Source organism: Pseudomonas sp. TE3644, assembly GCF_056278815.1.
The window spans coordinates 6,094,385-6,114,155 of record NZ_JBWBQF010000001.1 but is presented as its reverse complement, the minus strand read 5'-3'; the positions used below and the strand labels follow the sequence as shown (position 1 = coordinate 6,114,155).

The following is a 19,771-nucleotide window of genomic DNA, read 5'->3' as shown; positions in this document are numbered from 1 at the left end:
GAAAGCAAATGCGCCGGAGGATGTCCGGCGCATTATGCGTCATGCCAGGGGTGCCAGGCACTCGATCAGCGCTTCGCGCCAATGCGGCAGGTGCACGTTCCACTGTTGTTCCAGGCGGCTGCAGTCCAGTCGCGAGTTCAGCGGGCGCACTGCCGGGGTCGGGTAGGCGCTGGACGGGATCGGCTCCAGGGTGGCGCAGGGTTTGTCCTGGGCCAGCAGGTGCTTGCCGATTTCCTGGGCAAAGCCGAACCACGAGGTTTCGCCCTTGGCGGTCAGGTGGTAAGTACCCCACGGGCCAGCGTTGCCGGCCAGCCAGTGCTCGATCATTGCCTGGGTGGTGCCGGCGATGGTGCCGGCCCAGGTGGGTGCGCCGATCTGGTCGGCCACCACGCGCAGTTCCGGCTTTTCCTGCAGCAGGCGCTGCATGGTCAGCAGGAAGTTGCGCCCGTGCAGCGAATACACCCAGCTGGTACGCAGGATCAGGTGTTTGCCGCCTGCGATCCGTATGGCTTTCTCGCCTTCCAGCTTGCTGCGCCCATATACGCCAAGCGGGTTGGTTTCGTCGTCCTCGGTGTAGGCCCCATCCTTGCGACCGTCGAAGACATAGTCGGTGGAGTAGTGGATGAACGGGATATCCAACGCCGCTGCCTCCTGGGCAAAGATGCCAGGGGCGGTGGCGTTGATGGCGAAGGCCAGATCCTCTTCCGTTTCCGCCTGGTCCACCGCCGTGTGTGCGGCGGCGTTGATGATCAGGGTAGGGCGCAGGCTGCGCACCACCTCGCGGATGCTTTCGGGCTGCGACAGGTCCAGCTTGTCGCGGCCCAGCACGTGCAACTCGCCAAGGTGCCCCAGGCGCTGCTGGAGTTCGCGGGACACCTGGCCGAACTGGCCACTGATGAGGATCTTTTGGGTCATGGGAACAGGTCTGCCTCTTGCAGGGATTTGCCTTGCTGGTCCTTGGCCGACAACTGGGGAATGATCCCGCCCAGCTCCCAGTCGATGTTCAGGGTCTCGTCGTCCCAGCGGATGCAGCGTTCGGCTGAGGGGGTGTAGTAGTCCGTGGTCTTGTACAGGAACTCAGCATAGTCGCTGAGCACCACAAAACCATGGGCAAAGCCCTTGGGCACCCACAATTGGCGATTGTTCTGCGCGCTCAGGCGCACGCCTACCCACTGGCCGAAGGTTGGCGAGCTGCGACGGATGTCCACGGCCATGTCCAGCACTTCGCCGGCGGTGACGCGCACCAGCTTGCCCTGGGCGTTTTCGATCTGGTAATGCAGGCCGCGCAACACGCCCTTCTGCGAGCGGGAGTGGTTGTCCTGGACAAAGGTATCGGTGATACCCGTGGCCTGCTCCAGGGCCTTGGCGTTGAAGCTTTCGTAGAAAAAGCCGCGTTCGTCACCAAATACCCGGGGCTCGATAATCAGAACCTCGGGTATTTCGCAGGCGATCACATTCATCGAGATTCCCCTGCAATGCTGTACAGATATTGGCCGTAGCCGGTCTTGCCGAAGTATTTGGCGCGCACCAGCAGTTGCTCGCGGTCGATCCAGCCATTCTGGTAGGCGATCTCTTCCAGGCAGGCCACTTTCAGCCCCTGGCGGTGCTCGATGGTCTGCACGTACTGCGACGCTTCGATCAGGCTGTCGTGGGTACCGGTGTCAAGCCAGGCGAAGCCGCGGCCGAAACGCTCCACACGCAGGTCGCCGCGCTCCAGGTAGGCGTTGTTGACGTCGGTGATCTCCAGTTCGCCGCGCGGCGATGGTTTCACGTTCTTGGCGATCTGCACCACGTCGTTGTCGTAGAAGTACAGGCCGGTCACGGCATAGCTGGACTTGGGCTGCGCCGGCTTTTCCTCGATGGACAGCGCTTTGCCGTTCTCGTCGAAGTCGATCACGCCGAAGCGCTCCGGGTCTTTTACCCAGTAGCCGAACACCGTGGCACCCTGGGGCTGGCCGGCGGCGCGCTTGAGCTGTTCGCCGAAGTGCTGGCCGTGGAAGATGTTGTCGCCCAGGATCAGGCACACCGGGTCGTTGCCGATGAACTCCTCGCCAATCAGGAACGCCTGCGCCAGGCCGTCCGGTGACGGCTGCTCGGCATAACTGATGCTAACGCCGAACTGGCTGCCATCGCCCAGCAACTGCCGGTATTGCGGCAAGTCGGTAGGGGTGGAAATCAGCAGGATCTCGCGAATGCCGGCCAGCATCAGTACCGAGATCGGGTAGTAGATCATCGGCTTGTCGTAGATGGGCAGCAGTTGCTTGGAAACACCCAGGGTAATGGGGTGCAGACGTGTGCCGGAGCCCCCGGCCAGTACGATACCTTTGCTCATGCGATCAGATCCTTTGGGTCGGTGGAGCCAAGGCGTTCGCCCTGATAACTGCCGTCTTGAACGCGACGGCACCATTCCTGGTTGTCCAGGTACCACTGTACGGTCTTGCGCAGGCCACTGTGGAAGGTTTCATCGGGCACCCAGCCCAGCTCGCGCTCGATTTTGCTGGCGTCGATGGCGTAGCGCAGGTCGTGGCCCGGGCGGTCCTTGACGAAGGTGATCAGCTCGGCGTACTGGCTGATGCCGGCCGGGTGCTGGGGGGCGAGTTCATCCAGCAGGGCGCAGATGCTGCGCACCACGTCGATGTTCTGTTGCTCGTTGTGGCCGCCAATGTTGTAGGTTTCGCCGACCTTGCCTTCGGTCACCACCTTGAACAGGGCGCGGGCGTGGTCTTCGACGAACAGCCAGTCACGCACCTGCTTGCCATCGCCGTACACCGGCAGCGGCTTGCCCTTGAGCGCGTTGAGGATGACCAGCGGGATGAGCTTTTCCGGGAAGTGGAACGGCCCGTAGTTGTTGGAGCAGTTGGTGATCAGTACCGGTAGCCCGTAGGTACGCTGCCAGGCGCGGACCAAGTGGTCGGACGCTGCCTTGCTGGCCGAGTAGGGCGAGCTGGGCGCGTACGGGGTGGTTTCGGTGAACAGGTCGTCGACGCCGTGCAGGTCGCCGTACACCTCGTCGGTGGAAATATGGTGGAAGCGGAAGGCTTCTTTCTCGCCGGCTGGCAGCTTGGACCAGTAGGCACGGGTGGCCTCCAGCAGGCTGTAGGTACCGACGATGTTGGTCTGGATGAAGTCCGACGGCCCGTCGATGGAACGGTCGACGTGGGATTCGGCCGCCAGGTGCATGATGGCATGGGGCTCGAAGCGCGCCAGCACGGCACCGACCGTGGCCTGGTCGACGATGTCGGCCTGGACGAATTCGTACCGGCTATTGCTGGCAATGCTGGTCAGCGACTCCAGGTTGCCGGCGTACGTCAGCTTGTCGAGGTTGAGCACTTCGTGCTCGGTGTTTTCAATCAGGTGCCGCACGAGTGCCGAGCCGATGAAACCAGCACCTCCGGTGATCAGGATTCGCATGGGGATTTGCCTTCTTCCATAACTGACATTGAGCGGTTGCAGCATAGCTTGTGGGCAGGGATTTCCCTGTGCAAGCGTGATTCATCGACAATTTGTCGCAACGGGCAATCAAACGGCAAATTTTTCAACGCACTTGCGAAACCGCAGGCGCAATGGCGATATAGCGGCTTAAAACTACAAGAGGTCGCCCCAATGTCGCTTGCCACGTTGATCCACCGGTCCAGCCAGCCCAGCCCTGTTGTCAGCGTCGAACAGGCGCAGGCACTGCTGCGTGCGCACTATGGCCTGCACGGTGCATTGACGCCATTAGGCAGCCAGCAAGACCTTAACTTCCTCGTCGATACCGATGATGGACGTTTCGTACTGAAAATCTGTCACGGTGATTACGCAACGCTTGAATTGCAGGCCCAGCACGCCGCCTTGGCGCACCTGGCGTCCAGGGGCGTGCCGGTGCCGGGGGTGCGGCAGGCGGTCGATGGGCGCGATTTGCTGAGCGTTGAAGTCGACGAGCGGTCGCTGCAGATCCGCGTACTGGAGTATATCCACGGCCAGCCATTGACCCGTCTGCCGTACTTCGGTGCCCGCTTGTGCGAGCAAATGGGGCAGTTGTGCGCCCAGGTCGACCAGGCGCTGGCCGATTTCGACCACCCGGGGCTGTCCCGCACGCTGCAATGGGACCCTCGCCACGCCCAGGCCCTGATTGCCGAACTGCTGCCGGTGCTGGCCGACCCCGAGCGTCGCGCCCAAGTGGCCGAGGCCGCGGCACAGGCCGAGCAACGGCTGCTGGCGGTGCAGCACGAGTTGCCCAGCCAGCCCATCCACCTGGATATCACCGATGACAACAGCGTGTGGCATCGCGATGCGGCTCGGCACTGGCAGTTGAGTGGGTTGATTGATTTCGGTGACCTGATCCGTACCTGGCGGGTAGCGGACCTGAGCGTTACCTGCTCTGCCCTGTTGCACCATGCCGAAGGCGACCCGTTCGCTATCCTGCCGGCGATCCGCGCCTATAACGCCGCCAACCCCCTTACCCGCGCCGAATGGCTGGCCCTGTGGCCGATGATGGTAGCCCGGGCCGCCGTGGTGGTGCTCAGCAGCGAGCGGCAATCGAGCGTGGAGCCTGGCAACCGCTATGTGGCCGATAACCTGGCCCACGAATGGGAAATTTTCGATGTGGCCACCTCCGTGCCTTTCGATCTGATGGAGGCGGCCATTCTGCAGGCGACTGGTCACTGCCTGCCCGTGCTGGATTTGAGCGGTTGCGCGCCGCTACTGCCCGATGTGGATGCGGCAGCGTTTGTGCCCGTTGATCTGGGGGTGCTGGGCGAGGATTTCAGCGATGGCAACTGGCAACAGCCGGGAATTGATGAGCAATTGTTGAAGCGTTATCCACAGGCCGGCTCGCTGCATGGGCAATATCGCCTGTCGCGCACCCGTATCGACAGTGCCGGGGAGCCGCACACCTGCGCCTTGCACGTGGAGCTGAATGTGCCGGATGGCAGCGCCGTGCAGGCGCCGTTCCCCGGCATGCTGCGTCGTGCCGCAGATGCGGGGTTGTGGCTGGTGGGCGAGGGCGTCAGCCTGCATCTGTGGGGCGTGGACAGCGACCTGGACGATGGCGCGCAACTGGCCAGCGGCCAGTCACTGGGGCGCAGTAGCGGCATGTTGCTGGTGCAACTGTGCCGCGCCGAGGAAATCAGCCCACCCTTGTTCGCCCAGCCCTCGCGGGCGCAGGCCTGGCTGGCGTTGTGCCCGTCGCCGGCGCCTGTGCTGGGCTGGAACTGTGATGCACCGCCGATCGCCGATGCCCAGGCGCTGCTGGCGCGACGTGATGCCAGCTTCGCCCGCTCGCAAAAACATTATTACCAGGCACCGCCACAAATTGAGCGGGGCTGGCGCAACCACCTGATCGACATGCACGGGCGGTCCTACCTGGACATGCTCAACAACGTCGCAGTGCTGGGCCACGGCCACCCGCGTATGGCGGCGGTGGCCGCGCGCCAATGGTCGCTGCTCAATACCAACTCGCGCTTCCACTACGCCGCCATCGCCGAATTTTCCGAGCGCCTGCTGGCGCTGGCACCCGAAGGGTTTGATCGGGTGTTTCTGGTCAACAGCGGCACCGAGGCCAACGATTTGGCCATCCGCCTGGCCTGGGCGGCCAGTGGTGGCCGCGACATGCTCAGCGTGCTGGAGGCCTACCATGGCTGGTCGGTGGCCACCGACGCCATCTCCACTTCGATCGCCGACAACCCCCAGGCCTTGAGCACCCGGCCGGACTGGGTACACCCGGTGACAGCCCCCAATACCTACCGCGGCGCCTTCCGTGGCGCCGACAGCGCCGCCGGCTATGTGCAGAACGTCGACCAGACCCTGGCCCGCCTGGCCGCGCAGGGCCGGCAAGTGGCCGGTTTTATCTGCGAACCGGTGTATGGCAACGCCGGCGGTATCGCCCTGCCAGACGGTTACCTGCGTGAGGTTTACGCCAAGGTCCGCGCCCAGGGCGGCGTGTGCATCGCCGATGAAGTGCAGGTGGGCTACGGCCGCCTGGGCGAGCACTTCTGGGGCTTCGAGCAGCAGGGCGTGGTGCCCGACATCATTACCATGGCCAAGGGCATGGGCAACGGCCACCCGCTGGGCGCGGTCATCACCCGCCGGGAAATCGCCGAGGCGCTGGAGGCCGAAGGCTATTTTTTCTCATCGGCCGGCGGCAGCCCGGTCAGCTGTCAGATCGGCATGGCGGTGCTGGATGTAATGGGCGAGGAAGGGCTGTGGGAAAACGCCCGCGTAGTAGGCGGCCATTTCAAGGCGCGGCTGGAAGCCTTGATCGATCGACACCCGCTGGTGGGGGCGGTGCATGGATCCGGTTTCTACCTGGGTGTGGAGCTGGTGCGTAACCGCGAAACCCTGGAGCCGGCCACCGAGGAAACCACCTACCTGTGCGATCGCCTGCGTGAACTGGGTATTTTCATGCAGCCCACGGGGGATTATCTGAACATCCTCAAGATCAAGCCGCCGATGGTGACGACCCGTGAGAGCGTGGATTTCTTCGTCGATTGCGTGGATAAGGTGCTCTCTGAAATCGATTAATATCTGCATGCCATTTCGCATCCCCTGTAGCAGCGGCCGCCAGGCCGCGTCACAGACACCGCATATTTTCAGATGCATTAGCGGTGTTAAGGACGCAGCCTTCGGCAGCTGCTACGAGAAGGTGTCGCCTGCATCGCGGCCAAGGCCGGCTCCTACCACGGACGGCGTAGGAGCCGACCTTGGTCGCGATACAGGCGACGCCATTTCACGACGGTTGCTGGGTATTAGGAAGCGGCTTTAAATCCAGATAAATATCGGCTATAACTGTTTGGTGTGTGCCGTCCTAACCTGTATCGTGCACCTACCACTCTCGATGCCTCCCAGGAGTCCAGACCCGCCATGACCACTTTCACCAGCACCCCACGCGCCGACGGCTTCCACATGCCTGCCGAATGGGCCCCGCAAACCCAGGTTTGGATGGTGTGGCCCGAGCGCCCGGACAACTGGCGCCTGGGCGGCAAGCCTGTGCAGGCGGCCCACGTGGCGCTGGCCAAGGCCATCGCGCGTTTCGAACCGGTCACCGTGGCCGTTTCGGCCGGCCAGTACGATAACGCCCGTGCCCGTCTGGACGTGCCGAACATCCGCGTAGTGGAAATCAGCAACGACGACGCCTGGGTGCGCGACACCGGCCCGACCTTCGTTATCAACGACCAGGGCGAAGTGCGCGGCGTGGACTGGGGCTTCAACGCCTGGGGCGGCTTCGATGGCGGCCTGTACGCGCCATGGAACCGTGACGAGCAACTGGCCAGCAAAGTGCTGGAAATCGAGCGCAGCGGCCGCTACCACACAGAAGGTTTTGTGCTGGAAGGCGGCTCGATCCACGTCGACGGCGAAGGCACCCTGGTGACCACCGAGGAATGCCTGCTCAACCGCAACCGCAACCCGCACCTGAACCGCGAGCAGATTGAAGCCGTACTGCGCGATCACCTGGCCGTGGACACCATCGTCTGGCTGCCCGACGGCCTGTACAACGATGAAACCGACGGCCACGTCGACAACTTCTGCTGTTACGTGCGCCCGGGCGAAGTGTTACTGGCCTGGACCGATGATTCCAATGACCCCAACTACGCGCGCTGCCGCGCAGCGATGAGCGTGCTGGAGAACACCAAGGACGCCAAAGGCCGCACCTTTGTGGTGCACAAAATGCCGATCCCCGGCCCTTTGTATGCAACTGAAGAAGAATGCGACGGCGTCGATCCGGTAGCCGGCAGCCAGGAACGCAACCCTTCGGTGCGCCTGGCGGCGTCCTACGTCAACTTCCTGATCGTCAACGGCGGCATCATCGCGCCAAGCTTCGACGACCCGAAAGATGCCGAGGCCAAGGTGATTTTGCAGCGCATCTTCCCCGATCATGAAGTGATCATGATTCCGGGCCGTGAACTGCTGCTGGGTGGCGGCAACATCCATTGCCTGACTCAACAGCAACCTGCACCGTTTAAAGCCTGATCGAAGAGTCAAATGAAGAACCTGTCAGGTGGCAGGTTTCTTGTATCCGTCCGGATATATTGAAGCGCCGTGGCATAGCTTTTGTATCGTTTTCATCGGCTTAAATGACAGCACGTATCAATCGTTCTGTCACAAAGCGTGGGTAAGTTTGCCGCTCACGGATCCGGGGAAAACAGGTGTCGATATGAACGCAATCAGTGAGCCGGCTTCGCACCCATCGCCCATCACTGCAGATTCGTTGCAGCGAGTGGCGCAATGGTTGAAATGCAACGGTGGCATCAAGCTGCAAAAACAAGATCCGCTGCAGGCACTCAGTGATCGCTACCCCGCCGGCCTGCTCAGCCAGGCCGAGCTGGAAGCACTACTGGGCTCCTTCCACCATTAGCAGTAACAGTCGTCACGACGACGAAACATCTCAGAGGCATGGAGCCTCTCCCTCCTTGCTGCGACATTTGGTTATACCCTCCAAACTCCTGGTAAATTGACACTCTGGCTGGGCCCCCGCTAGGATTCCGCCCAACGCCTGTGGCTATCCGCCACCTGTCCAGTATTCGATGAGGCCCGCGTTGCATTCGTGCACGCGGGCCTCTGCATTTTGCGTCGGGGAAACGTACTGGGCGGGCGTCTTAACCAGCAATAAGGAAAACAAGATGTTGAACACACGTATCGGTCTGATCGCCCTTGGCCTGATGAGCGCCACCCAGGCCATGGCCAGCGATCAAGACGATGCCAAAGGCTTTGTCGAAGACAGCCACCTGTCGGTGCTGGCGCGCAACGCCTACATCAATCGTGATTACAAGAACGGCAAGGACGACAAGTCCGAGTGGGGCCAGGCCTTCATCGGCAAATTCACCTCCGGCTTCACCCAAGGCACCGTGGGCGTGGGCGTTGACGCCTTCGGCCTGTACGCCAAGAACCTGGAACAATCCGACAGCCGCAGCGGCGCTGGCGGTATCGACTTCTTCCGTCAAGGCAGCGACGGCTCGCCGGCCAGCGACCTGGCCCGTGCCGGTGCTGCGGTCAAGTTCCGCATCTCCAACACCGTGATCAAGTACGGTGACCAGATGCCGGCCCTGCCGGTGCTGAATACCGATGACAGCCGTCTGCTGCCGGAAAGCTTCACCGGTACCCTGATCACTTCCAAAGAGATCAAGGGCCTGGAACTGAACGTTGGTCACTTCACCGAAGAAGCGCAGAAAAGCGCCGAAGGTCGTGACAGTGGCGAGCTGAAAAGCCTGAACGTATACGGCGGCAGCTACGCCTTCAACGACAACTTCAAGGCGTCGCTGTACGGCACTACCATCGAAAACGTCGGCAAGAAGCAGTACCTGGGCGCAACCTACGTATTGCCAATCCAGAAAGACCAATCGCTGACTTTCGACTTCAACGGTTACAAGACCGAACTGGACAGCAAGTGGGCTGACGACAACGGCACTGGCCGTGACAACACCATCTGGAGCCTGTCGGCCACCTACGCCCTGGGCGCGCACTCGTTCATGGTCGCGCACCAGCGCAGCACCGGCAGCACCGGCTACAACTACGGCGGCTACCAGCGTGGCGGCGCCGTGGGCGACGGTGGTACCTCGATCTACCTGACCAACTCCTACTGGTCGGACTTCAACGGTGAAGACGAGCGCTCCTGGCAGTTGGCCTACGGTCTGGACTTCGGTGCCTACGGCATCCCGGGCCTGACCTACAAGTTTGCCTACGTGCGCGGCGACAACATCACCGCAGGCGACGCCACCGGCGGCACCGAGCGTGAAATCTTCAACCAGCTGCAATACGTGGTTCAGCAAGGCCCGGTCAAAGACCTGACCGTGCGTGTACGTAGCTCGATCCTGCGCGTTTCCGACAATGTCGGTTCCGCCAACCCGACGCCGTACAACTTCAGCGGTAACGAGCTGCGCGTATTCGTCGACTACCCGATCAACATTTTCTGATCGAACTGACGCCTCGCGCATCACCAGCAAGCCCCGCCTAGCGCGGGGCTTGTTGCATCTGCGCTACTATCCACGACTTCTTTCCTACAGGACGTATCCCGTTATGCCGCGACTGAACCGCTACGCCTGGACCCTGGCCGCTGCCATGTCGCTGGCTTGCGCGTTGCCTGCCAGCGCCGAGCAAGTGCTGGCGCTGAGTACCGCCCAGCAGCAGATGGTGGATGGCATGATCAAACTCGATGGCCACGCCGAATACCAGAACGTCCCGTTCGGCTTTGGCGTAGTGCCTGGGGTGGCCAACGCCTACCAGGGCAATGGCACCGACGACGGCGTGCTTATCCCGCTGGGCGGCGACCGCGAGATCACCGTCAACGCCGGCTACGACGCCGCGATGCTGGGCAGCACCAAGTCGGTAATGGACAGTGAATTGTCGGAAGTGGAGCCGGGCGGGGTGCAGCGTCAGCCTGTGGTGCTGGACTCCCAGCCGGCTGAACAGGCGCAGTGGACTGACGGCGAATTTGTGCGGCGGGTGATCGTCGAATACCGCAGCACGGGGCCTGACGATGGCATCAACTACACCTTGCGCCTGCGTACCGATGCCGAGCATCAGCAGGCCGATGGCGAGGCGTTCGACGCCGTGGTGAAATCGTTCAAGCATCATCAGATTGAGAGTGACTGACCCCGGCGGGTAGCCGCAACGGTCTTGAAACCGCGTCGCCTGCATCGCGGCCAAGGCCGGCTCCTACGCGGTCCGTGGTAGGAGCCGGCCTTGGCCGCGATGCAGGCGACGCGATCGAAAGGGTTACTGTTCGGTAGGCACCAACTCCACACCCACAATCTTCCACCCATCCTTATCCTTGCCCAGGCTCACATTCAGCACCTGGCTGTTGTCCTGGGTCGTCCCCAACACAACATTCTCCTTCGCCGTCGTACCCTTGCTGGCCGTCTCGGTCACCTGGATATGGGTCAGCCAGGTATCGTCATAATCCTGCGACTTGATGAAGTAGTCCTCATCCAGCCCGTCCTCGCTCTTGGCCTGCTTGTCGATCGACTTGATCAGGCTGTCCGCCACGAACTGCTGCATCTGCTGCGGGTTGTCATTGAGCGGCACCTTGTCATCGCTCAGGCGCTTCAAATACCAGGCATAAAAACTCTGGGTGGTTTGCTGGGCGGACGCCGACGCATCAGCCATGGCGATGGAAAAATGAAAACCGGCCAGTACACACAACAGCGAAAGCAGACGCTTCATAATCAGTTACCCAACAGATTGAACAACATGGCGCATAGTACAGAGACCATGCAGCGCAGGGCCAGTTGCAAGGCGCTGGTTCAACGCACCGGGTTACTCACACCCTCGATCTGCCGCTTCACCTGCAACGGATCATCGATCCCCTTCAACACCAGATCACTGATCCCCCGCCCGGTAATCCGCACCGTGCCAAACCCCAGCAACCGCCCCATCACACTCTGATCCAGATCCACCGTCTCGATCGACGACAGCTTCATCTCGTCCGTGGTACGGCTGATGATCCCGCGCTTGTGGATAACTCGCTTGTTGGTCACCCCGTTCTCCTGGCAGCGCAGGCTCAGCCACTTGTAAATGGCCACGGGGGAGAGGATGCCCACCGTCAGCACCGCCAACAGAATCCAGAACCACACATTCACCCAGCTCAGCCAATGCAGCTTGAACACGGCCTCGATCTGCTCGCCGGCTGACAGAGAACTTTCGATATAGGATTTGCTTGCCACGGGGTATTCCTTTGCGGTTGATGGGCAGGACTTTAGCACTGTCAGGGCCCACAGAGGCCAGCCCACGCCCTCGCAAAACGGGGTTACATGACCGAGGGCGCCATACATCGTTACGCGGCAGGCCGACCAAGCGCGGGTGGTATAGTCTCGCGAATTTTTACGACTGAGCGCATGGATGCCAGGGGGAATTAATGGCTTTATTTACTGCGGGCTACGAAGGTCTGAGCATCGACGCCTTCATCGAACGCCTTAAATCTGCGGGCGTCGATAAAGTATTGGACGTTCGCGAATATCCGCTCTCCAGAAAACCCGGGTTTTCGAAGAAGTCCTTCGCCGAACGCCTGGCGGGCGCGGGCATCGGATATGAGCACATTGCCGGGCTGGGATGCCCGAAGCCTGTACGCAATCAATACAAGATCGATCGTGACTGGGGTCGCTACGTCTCAGGTTTTCGCGCCTATATCCAGGCCCAGCCTGGGCATGTGCGGGAAGTCATTGACCAGGCTGGCCGCCAGAACGTATGCATGGTCTGCTTCGAGGCAGATTACCGATTTTGTCACCGCAGCCTCATTGCCGAGGCTGCGGCAGACATGGTTCCGTCCATGGAAGCAGTCCATCTCCCGTTCAGAACAGAGACTGCTGGCGATCTATTTCAGGATGTCGCCTAGGCGGATAGATCAGGCTGACTATCAGCCATTGATCCGGAAACCGATGAACAGTGCCCATCAGCAGCATCAGGTCATTCTGAGGAAGCTGGCGTTCAATTTTGTCCCTGAATGCTTCCTCCCAGGCCGATGCACCGTGACTACGCTTCACGTTGCGGTACAGCGCGCCTGCCTCCCAATCCACGATCTTGTGTTTGTGTTGAGTAGTGACGCCTTCTGACTCGCACTCATAGTGGTAGTAGAAGTCGAAGGGCACCTTTTCCAGCCGTTTGAAGATCGGTCGTTCGTTATCAAACAGACTGGCCTGGCGTTGGAGCCGTTCCAGGATATCGATTTCCTCCGGTGTCCAAGCGTCACTTTTTGCGCTCCTCACCTCCAGGCCCGTCACGCAGGAGGGCTTAAGGAGGCCCAGCGATAGCCCGGTTTTCAAGCGCTGGGCGTCGAGCTCATGAAAACTGGCGAAGATCGGCAGCTTCTCCAGCCATTGACGGCGGCCGCACCATTGCCGGGAGGTAGGCACGATTTCCTGAGTCGTGATCGTATCAACGTAGATTTTGTGGCTTTCGGGGCGATGATCTACCGGGCTCTTCTCAATCAACGCTTCTATCCACTGCCATTTGGCGAATTGCTGGTCTTGCTGGACCATTCGGAACGGCACCGGAAAAAGGCGAATCAACGCTCCATTTTCATCCATCCCCGCCACACATGAAGTCTCTGCGTATTTGGTGCTGGGGGACGGGTAGGTTTTGCACAGTACAAGGATGCGTGTTTTCCGTTTCATTGAATCTTGTCCATGGTGAGCCCTTACCCGAGCCCAGGGGGGCAAGCGAGTGGACGCAGTGTAAAAATGCCAAAAACAACAAAGCCGACTTTCGCCGGCTAGTTTTTGATCAGAGTTGAAGGCTGCAATGGTCTGGCCGAGTCCAAGCGTGGTCAAATTTCCAATGGTTTCGGTTTATGTCTCTGGCACACACCCCGTCGGACAGACGGTTACCCCCTCATAACCTGTGCGATGATGGCCCCAGGCCTTATTCATGGTGACAAGCGTGGACGCCGACGCCGAGCAGCCCCCCAAGCCAGACGTACTAACGGACGAACGCTTCCATGGACTGACGCGCCTAGCGCAACGCCACTTCGGCGTCACCTGCGCGATATTGATGCAGCACCACAACGGCCAGCCCAGCCTGCGCGCCAGCAGCGGCACCCCACCGCCAGCCCACCCGGAAGGCCCGCGATGCCACGCCCCCATCACCACTGAAGACGGCCAGCCCCTGGGCGAATTCATCCTGCTGGGCCGCAACCAACTGCACCCTGGCGAACAGCAACTGCTCGAAGACCTGGTACACCTGGCCGCCGCCGCGCTACAGGCCGAACAGCGCGAAACCGCCCTCAAACACGAACTCCACGCCCTGCGCGAAAGCCAGGACCGCCTGGCCCTGGCCATCGACAACAGCGGCACCGGCGTGTGGGACCGCGACGTACTGCACAACCAGATCCACTACTCCCCCGGCTGGAAAGCCCTGCTGGGCTACGAACCCCACGAACTCACCCCCAACCTCAGCGACAGCTACAACCGCGTCCACCCCGACGACCTGCCGTTTGTGCAAGCCACCATCCAGGCCCACTTCCAGCAACGCACCAGCGCCTACGAAGTGGAACACCGCATCCGCTGCAAGGACGGCACCTACAAATGGATCAACAGCCGCGGCAAAGTCGTGGCCCGCGACGCTGACGGCAACCCCCTGCGCATGATCGGCACCACCACCGACATCACCGAACGCAAACGCCTGGAAGCCGACCTGCAAGTGCACGCCAGCATCGACTTCCTCACCCAACTGCCCAACCGTCGGCACTTCATGCAGCAGCTGGTGGGCCAGCAGCACAACGCCTGCGTACTGATGCTCGACCTTGACCACTTCAAACACATCAACGACCGCTGGGGGCATGCCACTGGCGACCTGGCGCTGAAGCACTTCGCCAACATCCTCAGCGGGCAACTGCGCAAAACCGATGTGGCCGGGCGGATTGGCGGCGAGGAATTTGCTGTGTTGCTGCGCGAAACCCATAGCCGGGATGCGTGTGTGTTTGCGGTGCGGTTGCAGGAGAGGCTGGCGGTTACGCCGTTGATGCATGGGGGGCAGGTGATTGGGTTGACCGTCAGTATTGGCGTCAGTGATTTGCGCGAGGGGGATGAGGGGGCTGAGGCGGCCATGGGGCGTAGCGATCGGGCGCTTTATCGGGCCAAGGCCAGTGGGCGCAATCGCGTGGTGGCCGAGTAAGCCTTCCAGGCTGCAAGACTGGGCCAGGATGCAGGGTCCCGGCCCAGTCTTCGTATCGCCCGCGTGGAGTTATCAGGCCTTTGCAGGCGCCAGCTTTTTGCAGGTTTGCCTGCGCGCAGGGTACTGCTCGCACTGCTTCAACAAACTCTCCACCTGCCCGGTGTCCTTCAACTGCAAGTTAGCCTGCAGCTTCTGTGCAATGAACAGCTCCTGTGAACCCAGCGTGCGCTCCCCCTTGTCGATCGTGGCCAGCGCAGCGGCCGGGTCACGTTGCGCCAGGTGGTAGGTGATCATGTAGTCGTACATCTCGGGGCTTGCCAGTGACCAATCCTTGATCGCCTGCAGGTCTTTCATGGCTTCCTGCTTGCGCCCCTGTGCCAGGTGCAACGTGAACGATGCTTTGCGGATGCCGGGCTGGTCGCGCACCGCAGAGGCCAGCGCCTTGGCATTGGCGGCCTCGGCGGCGCGCATGTCGTTCTTGGCCAGGTCGACAATCACCGAGTTGGCATCCCGGTAAGCCTGCATGGCAGACGCTACCGGCGCGGCATCGCGCACTTTCGGCCAACTGCGCTTGTCGACGTGCGCGCGGCGCTGCTGGGGGTATTCGCGTTGCAGGTATTTGCGCAGCTCTTCATCGCGAGACAGCGGCGACATATGCGCGCGCTGCAGGTAATTGGTCGCTGTCTTGATGCCGTTGTTGAGGCCGCCATTGATCAGTACGTTGAGTTCCTGGCTAAAGCGGTTCACGTTCAACGCTTGCAGCGACTCTTTCATGGCATCCTTGCGCTCGTCCAGGAAGCTGCTGAGCAACGGTGCCTGTTTACCCTGATAGTCGTTCAGCCGCTCCAGGGAATAGTTGGCCCCGCGCGGCGCGTAGCCTGCGCGAATCATCAGGTCGGTACCCAACAGGTCGGCCTGGTCCTCCTGCGTGCGCCCCCAGGCCGTGCTCCAGACGTTTTCCGAGAAGCTGTTGATCAGCGCGGTATAGATCATCGTCTTGCCGACGGTATTCTGAGTGCGCAGCGGGTTCTTGCTGACAAACTTCATCTGGCCGGTGCTGCGATCCACGCCCGTGTCGGCAACCACGCTGCCAAGCAGGATCGAAGTGGCCAGGCCCACCATCATGTCCTGTTGCTGCTTGAAGGCAGCCTCCCGATCATGATGGTGCAGCAGCACATGGCTGATTTCGTGGCCCAGCATCGCCGCTATCTCGTCCTCGCTTTCAACGTTTTCGAGCATCCCCAGCGGAACGAACACATTGGCGTAGGCATCAGCTGAGGGGCCAAACGTGTTGCTGTCGACAATGCGCACCTGCAGGGGTGGCGCCTCGCCCGGCCAGCCCTTCACCAGCTTATCAACGATGCCCTGCAGGTAGGTTTGCAGCCTGGGAATATCCACCACGTTACTTTCGCGAATATCGTCGGCCGGTATGCTGCGTCCGTCATAGCTAAGACGTACCGTGCTGACCCGCTGGGGGTCGAGTTTGTAGAACGGGTGCACCTCGTCGGTCTCGATGTAGCGCTGCTGCAACCGCGACTGGGTGGAGGGGCCAACCAGATTCATCACCGCGTCCGGAGCACCTTTGATCGTGCCGCAGCCGTTAAGCGCAGTGAAGGCCGCCAGCCCTGCCGCTACACGAATACTGATGGGCTGCGCGCGCATCACTCGCAACCGCCATAACCCAGGCTGGAGCTGTTCTCGCGCTGCTTGCCAGTAGGTATTTCCTTGCAACCCAGTTTCACTACTTTGGTGGGCTTCATGCGCAGGTCCTCGGTATCCAGCCACACCTGCTTGCCGGCCACCTCCACTTGTACCAGGTCCAAGGCATCGTTGTATTGCAACACCGGCAAGGACCCTTTGGGCGCATCTTTGCGGGCGAGCTCCCCAATCTGTTGACCCTTGGCATCAAGGATGGCCACGGGATCGGCCAGGAAGCCTTCCACAACCTGCGTGGCGGCGACGGCTTGGCTGGACAGCAGGGCGGCGAAAATAAGTGCGGAGGTCTTGTTCATCCTTGATTACCTTGAGGCTGACGAGGAACGGAGGGTTTGGAAAAGTACTGATCGAATTTTTCGCTGAACAACGCGAGCGACAAGGTCGCGATCCCCAGCACGTTGGCGGGGGTGATGTGCAGCCAATACAGCGCCAGGGTGATCCCCATCAGCAGCGCCATGAACCCAAACCAGGTGGCCCAGGGGGAGCGCGTAGCGATCGGGCCTTGCAGGCTTGCTGAATCCTTCCCTGATGTGATTTTTTTCAGGGCTGCGATCAGCACCAGCAATGCCAGCTCAAGGGCATCAACCCAACTCACTTCAAAGCCGTCGAGCGAAATCGAAGCAGGATCGTGGTCGTAGTCCATGCCTCTGTTGATCAAGTTATCCAGCGCCATCGCGTGCAGGTATACGCCGGGTATCTGCCCATGCACGGGGGAATTCACCACATCATTGACCGAGGTAATGTCCGCACCCACCAGCACCAACCGGCCGTGCAGCAGCGAGCGGATTACTTCACGATCTTCCGGGCTGCTGGCTTCAAGGTCACTGGCATTAAGCGTCAGCGTGGGCGCACAACGGCCTCGGTCAGCGCCTTTTTGCTTCGAGGTTATGCCCGCCAGTATCTCGTGCAGCGCTTCACCCAACGGCACTGAAGGTTTCGTACAGTTGTTCACATGCGCAATCTTGCGCTGGTTCTCCGGCGGATGACTGCCCCACTGCACCGCGATAGTGGGTGCATCCGTGGCGGCAGTCGCATCCTTGGGTAGCTCGGCACAGTCGTAGGCTTTGCAGTACTCCCGGTACAACGCCAGTGCCGGCGTTTCCATCGGGCCAATATCCGTGGCTTGCGCCAACGGGTACTGGCCGTTCAGCCCGCCCCAACTCACCAGCGCAGGCTTGGTGACCGTCGTCACCACCCCTTGTGCATTCGCGCCTTCGACAGACCCGGCTTTGAGCCCGGTATTGGCCAGGTACAACGGGATGCCTTGGTGCTGATACCGATCAAACACGTTTGCCAGTAACTGACTGCTGGGTGCCTGTTCATTGGTGGAGTGGTCATGGCTGTACAGCAAATCGACGAAAACCGCCCGTGGCTTGTAGGCCAGCAGCCGTTTGAACAACTTGCTCTGTTCGTCATAAGGCAACGGCCAATACGTGTCATGGCTGTTCACGTAGGCGTCGTCGATGATCACCACCGCAATTTTCTGTTGGCCCTGAGTGGGGTACAGGTGCGAGAAAACCCGATTCAGCCATTTGCCAGAAACAGCGTCACTCGACGAGGTAATGCCGAAGGGGTCCAGAAGGGTCAACAGTCCGATCACCAGGCCTAAAACGCATTGGCGGAAGGTAAAAAAATGAAGGCAGGCCGGCATCCATGGCTCTAGGTGTTTTTGAATGAGGGGGCTTTTTAAAGGAGAGGGCGGAGTGATGTCAAGATAGTGGCGCCAATAGGCGTTTTTCCGGCTGTGGATAACTTACGCGAGAAATATCCTCATCTCCCCGCACCACCAGCCCTTCAGATTCCTACGCACTTTGGGAAATTTCCTACAGATCTCCCGTCCTCCGCCGTCGACCATGCGCACAAAGCGAACGCCTTCGTTTGCCCATGGATCATGCGGAGAACCAACAATGGACATTCAATTCAGCCTCACCCTGGATACCCAGGAAGTCGCCGAGATCGCCCAGATCATCGGCTGTCCCCTGGCGCAGGTACCCACCGCCCTGGCCGGCTACGGCAAATCCGCCTTGCAGGAATACCTGGCCATGATGCGCGGCCAGAAAGCCCTCAAGCGCGGCACCGACATACACGAATACCGCCTGTTCCTGTTGGTGGAAAACGTCTTCGCCGGCCACATCCCGGATGAACAGACCATCAGCAAAATCTTCCAGACCACCGCCACCGAAAGCCGCGGCCTGCTGCGCTCCATCATCTCCAAATACCAATACCTGCTACGCGATGCCATCGACCAAACCCTGAAACTGGTACTGGAAGGCGCCACCGCCGAAAGCGCCAACGGCCCCTACCTGGTGACCATGAACAGCGTCAACGTCATCGAGGAACTGAACAAAAAACTCGCCTCCATCGACGGCACCCTGGCCTCCATCAGCAAAAAGCGCGGCAGCGTGTCCACTTACGAAATCACCAAATCATCCTACGAACAGCTATGCACCGTCCTCGCCGCCACCCCAGCGGTGTACGTGCCATGAGCGACGCCCTCTCGGCGGCCAGCCTGCTGATGGCCGTGGTCGCCATTCTCTATGGCGCCTGGTACCAGGAGATCAACCAGGCCACCGCCCTGACCGTGCCCACCCACGACCGGCACAAGCCACTGGGCGTGGTGGAGGCAGCGCTTTTCGCGCGGTGCCTGCCGTTGGCGGGCATGGCGGTGATGGTGGTGTTGGTGTTCTTGCCGATGCTGGTGGAGATCGTCTGGCATGCGCTTGGGGTGGCTCGGGCGCGGGGGCTGGGTGGGTATGTTTTGTATGACTCGGTGCGGATGGCGTTCTGTTTGGTTGTGGTGGTGGGGGCGGGGATTGCTGGACATCTGTGTCGGATGACGTGGGTTTTGGTGAGGCTTCGGGGGCGGTTGAAGGGGTGATTTTGGAGGGTTCGGGATCTCGCTTTTTTGGCTGGATTTTTGGGTTTATCCACAGGGCCGAAAACCCCCATTTCGGCCCTGTAGGAGCCGACCTTGGTCGCGATAAGGGCGCCGCTAACTGGCGTAAAAACTATCAACATCAATGAGTTATGCACGTGGATAAGTTGTTTTACAGTCCAGTTTTACTGGCTGTTACGCTGTGCATAAAAATATCCACATTCGACATTCGCAGGTTTTCCACAGGTGGGCAGAGCGCTACAAAACACTTGCCCGCCCGAAAATTTTTAGCTCAAAACACGAGAAAGCTCGCCTGTGGATAACTCAAATCGATCGCGAATTGGCTCAAGCAGGCATCTGACTTTTTCAGCATCGACCTTCTCCGTATGGGCTGCGTCCAGAAGCTGGAGCACTAGCGCTAGCGCACCGTTCAGATCGTGGAGTTGGCGTATGGCTGGATCAGTGAAGCTTAGCTGGGAGGTCAGTACGTCCAGGTCGGACACTAGCTGTTCGGCTTCTGGCTCGGGGATGGTGTCGGGGATCTGGAGCAGGTGGCTTAGGGTGTGGTTGAGGGATGCTACGCGAGCTTGGATGGACATT

20 protein-coding genes are annotated in these 19,771 nt (G+C 60.6%); 9 read left to right on the top strand and 11 right to left on the bottom strand.

From position 1 onward, the window contains the following. Positions 1–39: 39 nt before the first annotated feature. Genes rfbD through rfbB form a run of 4 tightly spaced genes read right to left on the bottom strand, consistent with a single transcriptional unit; the run spans position 40 to position 3,411 of the window. On the bottom strand, positions 40–915 hold the full coding sequence (rfbD, locus tag ACZ9GA_RS27080; RefSeq protein ID WP_457359436.1) for a dTDP-4-dehydrorhamnose reductase: 876 nt from the start codon (positions 913–915) through the stop codon (positions 40–42). After that, complete coding sequence (gene rfbC / locus ACZ9GA_RS27075; RefSeq protein WP_457359438.1) at positions 912–1,460, bottom strand: dTDP-4-dehydrorhamnose 3,5-epimerase; 549 nt, start codon at positions 1,458–1,460, stop codon at positions 912–914. Before rfbC ends, rfbD begins: the two co-directional genes overlap by 4 nt. Then, positions 1,457–2,332 (bottom strand): glucose-1-phosphate thymidylyltransferase RfbA, encoded by an 876-nt coding sequence (rfbA, locus tag ACZ9GA_RS27070; RefSeq protein ID WP_457359440.1) that lies wholly within the window; start codon positions 2,330–2,332, stop codon positions 1,457–1,459. Before rfbA ends, rfbC begins: the two co-directional genes overlap by 4 nt. Then, on the bottom strand, positions 2,329–3,411 hold the full coding sequence (gene rfbB / locus ACZ9GA_RS27065) for a dTDP-glucose 4,6-dehydratase (RefSeq protein WP_457359442.1): 1,083 nt from the start codon (positions 3,409–3,411) through the stop codon (positions 2,329–2,331). Before rfbB ends, rfbA begins: the two co-directional genes overlap by 4 nt. Positions 3,412–3,603: 192 nt before the next feature. Here rfbB and ACZ9GA_RS27060 point away from each other — a divergent pair, with 192 nt between their 5' ends. From ACZ9GA_RS27060 to ACZ9GA_RS27040, 5 genes are all read left to right on the top strand, one after another. Next, positions 3,604–6,501 carry an aminotransferase gene (locus tag ACZ9GA_RS27060; RefSeq protein WP_457359444.1) on the top strand — a complete coding sequence of 966 codons (2,898 nt, stop codon included), beginning with the start codon at positions 3,604–3,606 and terminating at the stop codon, positions 6,499–6,501. A gap of 339 nt (positions 6,502–6,840) precedes the next feature. Further along, on the top strand, positions 6,841–7,947 hold the full coding sequence (aguA, locus tag ACZ9GA_RS27055; protein WP_457359446.1) for an agmatine deiminase: 1,107 nt from the start codon (positions 6,841–6,843) through the stop codon (positions 7,945–7,947). A 184-nt stretch (positions 7,948–8,131) separates the two neighbouring features. After that, on the top strand, positions 8,132–8,332 hold the full coding sequence (locus tag ACZ9GA_RS27050; RefSeq protein WP_457363640.1) for a hypothetical protein: 201 nt from the start codon (positions 8,132–8,134) through the stop codon (positions 8,330–8,332). A gap of 265 nt (positions 8,333–8,597) precedes the next feature. Next, on the top strand, positions 8,598–9,887 hold the full coding sequence (locus ACZ9GA_RS27045) for an OprD family porin (RefSeq protein ID WP_457359447.1): 1,290 nt from the start codon (positions 8,598–8,600) through the stop codon (positions 9,885–9,887). A gap of 103 nt (positions 9,888–9,990) precedes the next feature. Beyond that, entirely contained in the window at positions 9,991–10,566 is a 576-nt protein-coding gene (locus ACZ9GA_RS27040) for a hypothetical protein (protein ID WP_457359449.1), read from the top strand. 123 nt (positions 10,567–10,689) lie between these two features. Here the strand turns inward: ACZ9GA_RS27040 and ACZ9GA_RS27035 are convergent, their stop codons facing one another. Together ACZ9GA_RS27035 and ACZ9GA_RS27030 are read right to left on the bottom strand one after the other, a co-directional pair. Next, positions 10,690–11,136, bottom strand: a complete 447-nt coding sequence (locus ACZ9GA_RS27035; RefSeq protein ID WP_457359451.1) for a DUF3828 domain-containing protein — start codon at positions 11,134–11,136, stop codon at positions 10,690–10,692. An 80-nt stretch (positions 11,137–11,216) separates the two neighbouring features. Next, the gene (locus ACZ9GA_RS27030) at positions 11,217–11,636 is read right to left on the bottom strand and encodes a PH domain-containing protein (RefSeq protein WP_457359453.1); all 420 of its coding nucleotides are present in this window, start codon (positions 11,634–11,636) and stop codon (positions 11,217–11,219) included. Between the two features lie 191 nt (positions 11,637–11,827). Here ACZ9GA_RS27030 and ACZ9GA_RS27025 point away from each other — a divergent pair, with 191 nt between their 5' ends. Continuing rightward, entirely contained in the window at positions 11,828–12,304 is a 477-nt protein-coding gene (locus ACZ9GA_RS27025; protein WP_457359455.1) for a DUF488 domain-containing protein, read from the top strand. Here ACZ9GA_RS27025 and ACZ9GA_RS27020 read toward each other — a convergent pair. After that, positions 12,261–13,082, bottom strand: a complete 822-nt coding sequence (locus ACZ9GA_RS27020; RefSeq protein ID WP_457359457.1) for a hypothetical protein — start codon at positions 13,080–13,082, stop codon at positions 12,261–12,263. The two genes, ACZ9GA_RS27025 and ACZ9GA_RS27020, sit on opposite strands and share 44 nt — an antisense overlap. 253 nt (positions 13,083–13,335) lie before the next feature. Between ACZ9GA_RS27020 and ACZ9GA_RS27015 the strand changes: the two genes are divergently transcribed. Further along, on the top strand, positions 13,336–14,580 hold the full coding sequence (locus ACZ9GA_RS27015) for a sensor domain-containing diguanylate cyclase (protein ID WP_457359458.1): 1,245 nt from the start codon (positions 13,336–13,338) through the stop codon (positions 14,578–14,580). Between the two features lie 72 nt (positions 14,581–14,652). On the opposite strand, the gene ACZ9GA_RS27010 is transcribed toward ACZ9GA_RS27015, so the two are convergent. Genes ACZ9GA_RS27010 through ACZ9GA_RS27000 form a run of 3 tightly spaced genes read right to left on the bottom strand, consistent with a single transcriptional unit; the run spans position 14,653 to position 17,947 of the window. Next, positions 14,653–16,242, bottom strand: a complete 1,590-nt coding sequence (locus ACZ9GA_RS27010) for a M48 family metallopeptidase (RefSeq protein WP_457359460.1) — start codon at positions 16,240–16,242, stop codon at positions 14,653–14,655. Continuing rightward, positions 16,242–16,592, bottom strand: a complete 351-nt coding sequence (locus tag ACZ9GA_RS27005) for a hypothetical protein (RefSeq protein ID WP_457359462.1) — start codon at positions 16,590–16,592, stop codon at positions 16,242–16,244. The genes ACZ9GA_RS27010 and ACZ9GA_RS27005 overlap by 1 nt, the downstream gene beginning before the upstream one ends. Next, a complete protein-coding gene (locus ACZ9GA_RS27000; RefSeq protein ID WP_457359463.1) occupies positions 16,589–17,947 on the bottom strand; it encodes a CHASE2 domain-containing protein in 1,359 nt (452 codons plus the stop codon). The genes ACZ9GA_RS27005 and ACZ9GA_RS27000 overlap by 4 nt, the downstream gene beginning before the upstream one ends. 256 nt (positions 17,948–18,203) lie before the next feature. Here ACZ9GA_RS27000 and ACZ9GA_RS26995 point away from each other — a divergent pair, with 256 nt between their 5' ends. Together ACZ9GA_RS26995 and ACZ9GA_RS26990 are read left to right on the top strand one after the other, a co-directional pair. Further along, entirely contained in the window at positions 18,204–18,782 is a 579-nt protein-coding gene (locus tag ACZ9GA_RS26995; protein ID WP_457359465.1) for a hypothetical protein, read from the top strand. Next, a complete protein-coding gene (locus ACZ9GA_RS26990; RefSeq protein ID WP_457359467.1) occupies positions 18,779–19,174 on the top strand; it encodes a hypothetical protein in 396 nt (131 codons plus the stop codon). Before ACZ9GA_RS26995 ends, ACZ9GA_RS26990 begins: the two co-directional genes overlap by 4 nt. 284 nt (positions 19,175–19,458) lie before the next feature. Here the strand turns inward: ACZ9GA_RS26990 and ACZ9GA_RS26985 are convergent, their stop codons facing one another. After that, complete coding sequence (locus tag ACZ9GA_RS26985; protein ID WP_457359469.1) at positions 19,459–19,770, bottom strand: hypothetical protein; 312 nt, start codon at positions 19,768–19,770, stop codon at positions 19,459–19,461. Between the last annotated feature and the right edge of the window lies 1 nt (position 19,771).

Coding starts and splice junctions, on each gene's coding strand:
- ACZ9GA_RS27040 (WP_457359449.1), top strand. CDS start 9,991: ATGCCGCGACTGAACCGCTACGCCTGGACCCTGGCCGCTGCCATGTCG.
- ACZ9GA_RS27045 (WP_457359447.1), top strand. CDS start 8,598: ATGTTGAACACACGTATCGGTCTGATCGCCCTTGGCCTGATGAGCGCC.
- ACZ9GA_RS27050 (WP_457363640.1), top strand. CDS start 8,132: ATGAACGCAATCAGTGAGCCGGCTTCGCACCCATCGCCCATCACTGCA.
- ACZ9GA_RS27010 (WP_457359460.1), bottom strand. CDS start 16,242: ATGCGCGCGCAGCCCATCAGTATTCGTGTAGCGGCAGGGCTGGCGGCC.
- ACZ9GA_RS27015 (WP_457359458.1), top strand. CDS start 13,336: ATGGTGACAAGCGTGGACGCCGACGCCGAGCAGCCCCCCAAGCCAGAC.
- ACZ9GA_RS26995 (WP_457359465.1), top strand. CDS start 18,204: ATGGACATTCAATTCAGCCTCACCCTGGATACCCAGGAAGTCGCCGAG.
- ACZ9GA_RS27020 (WP_457359457.1), bottom strand. CDS start 13,082: ATGAAACGGAAAACACGCATCCTTGTACTGTGCAAAACCTACCCGTCC.
- ACZ9GA_RS27000 (WP_457359463.1), bottom strand. CDS start 17,947: ATGCCGGCCTGCCTTCATTTTTTTACCTTCCGCCAATGCGTTTTAGGC.
- ACZ9GA_RS27060 (WP_457359444.1), top strand. CDS start 3,604: ATGTCGCTTGCCACGTTGATCCACCGGTCCAGCCAGCCCAGCCCTGTT.
- rfbA (WP_457359440.1), bottom strand. CDS start 2,332: ATGAGCAAAGGTATCGTACTGGCCGGGGGCTCCGGCACACGTCTGCAC.
- ACZ9GA_RS27005 (WP_457359462.1), bottom strand. CDS start 16,592: ATGAACAAGACCTCCGCACTTATTTTCGCCGCCCTGCTGTCCAGCCAA.
- ACZ9GA_RS26985 (WP_457359469.1), bottom strand. CDS start 19,770: ATGTCCATCCAAGCTCGCGTAGCATCCCTCAACCACACCCTAAGCCAC.
- rfbC (WP_457359438.1), bottom strand. CDS start 1,460: ATGAATGTGATCGCCTGCGAAATACCCGAGGTTCTGATTATCGAGCCC.
- rfbD (WP_457359436.1), bottom strand. CDS start 915: ATGACCCAAAAGATCCTCATCAGTGGCCAGTTCGGCCAGGTGTCCCGC.
- ACZ9GA_RS26990 (WP_457359467.1), top strand. CDS start 18,779: ATGAGCGACGCCCTCTCGGCGGCCAGCCTGCTGATGGCCGTGGTCGCC.
- aguA (WP_457359446.1), top strand. CDS start 6,841: ATGACCACTTTCACCAGCACCCCACGCGCCGACGGCTTCCACATGCCT.
- ACZ9GA_RS27025 (WP_457359455.1), top strand. CDS start 11,828: ATGGCTTTATTTACTGCGGGCTACGAAGGTCTGAGCATCGACGCCTTC.
- ACZ9GA_RS27035 (WP_457359451.1), bottom strand. CDS start 11,136: ATGAAGCGTCTGCTTTCGCTGTTGTGTGTACTGGCCGGTTTTCATTTT.
- rfbB (WP_457359442.1), bottom strand. CDS start 3,411: ATGCGAATCCTGATCACCGGAGGTGCTGGTTTCATCGGCTCGGCACTC.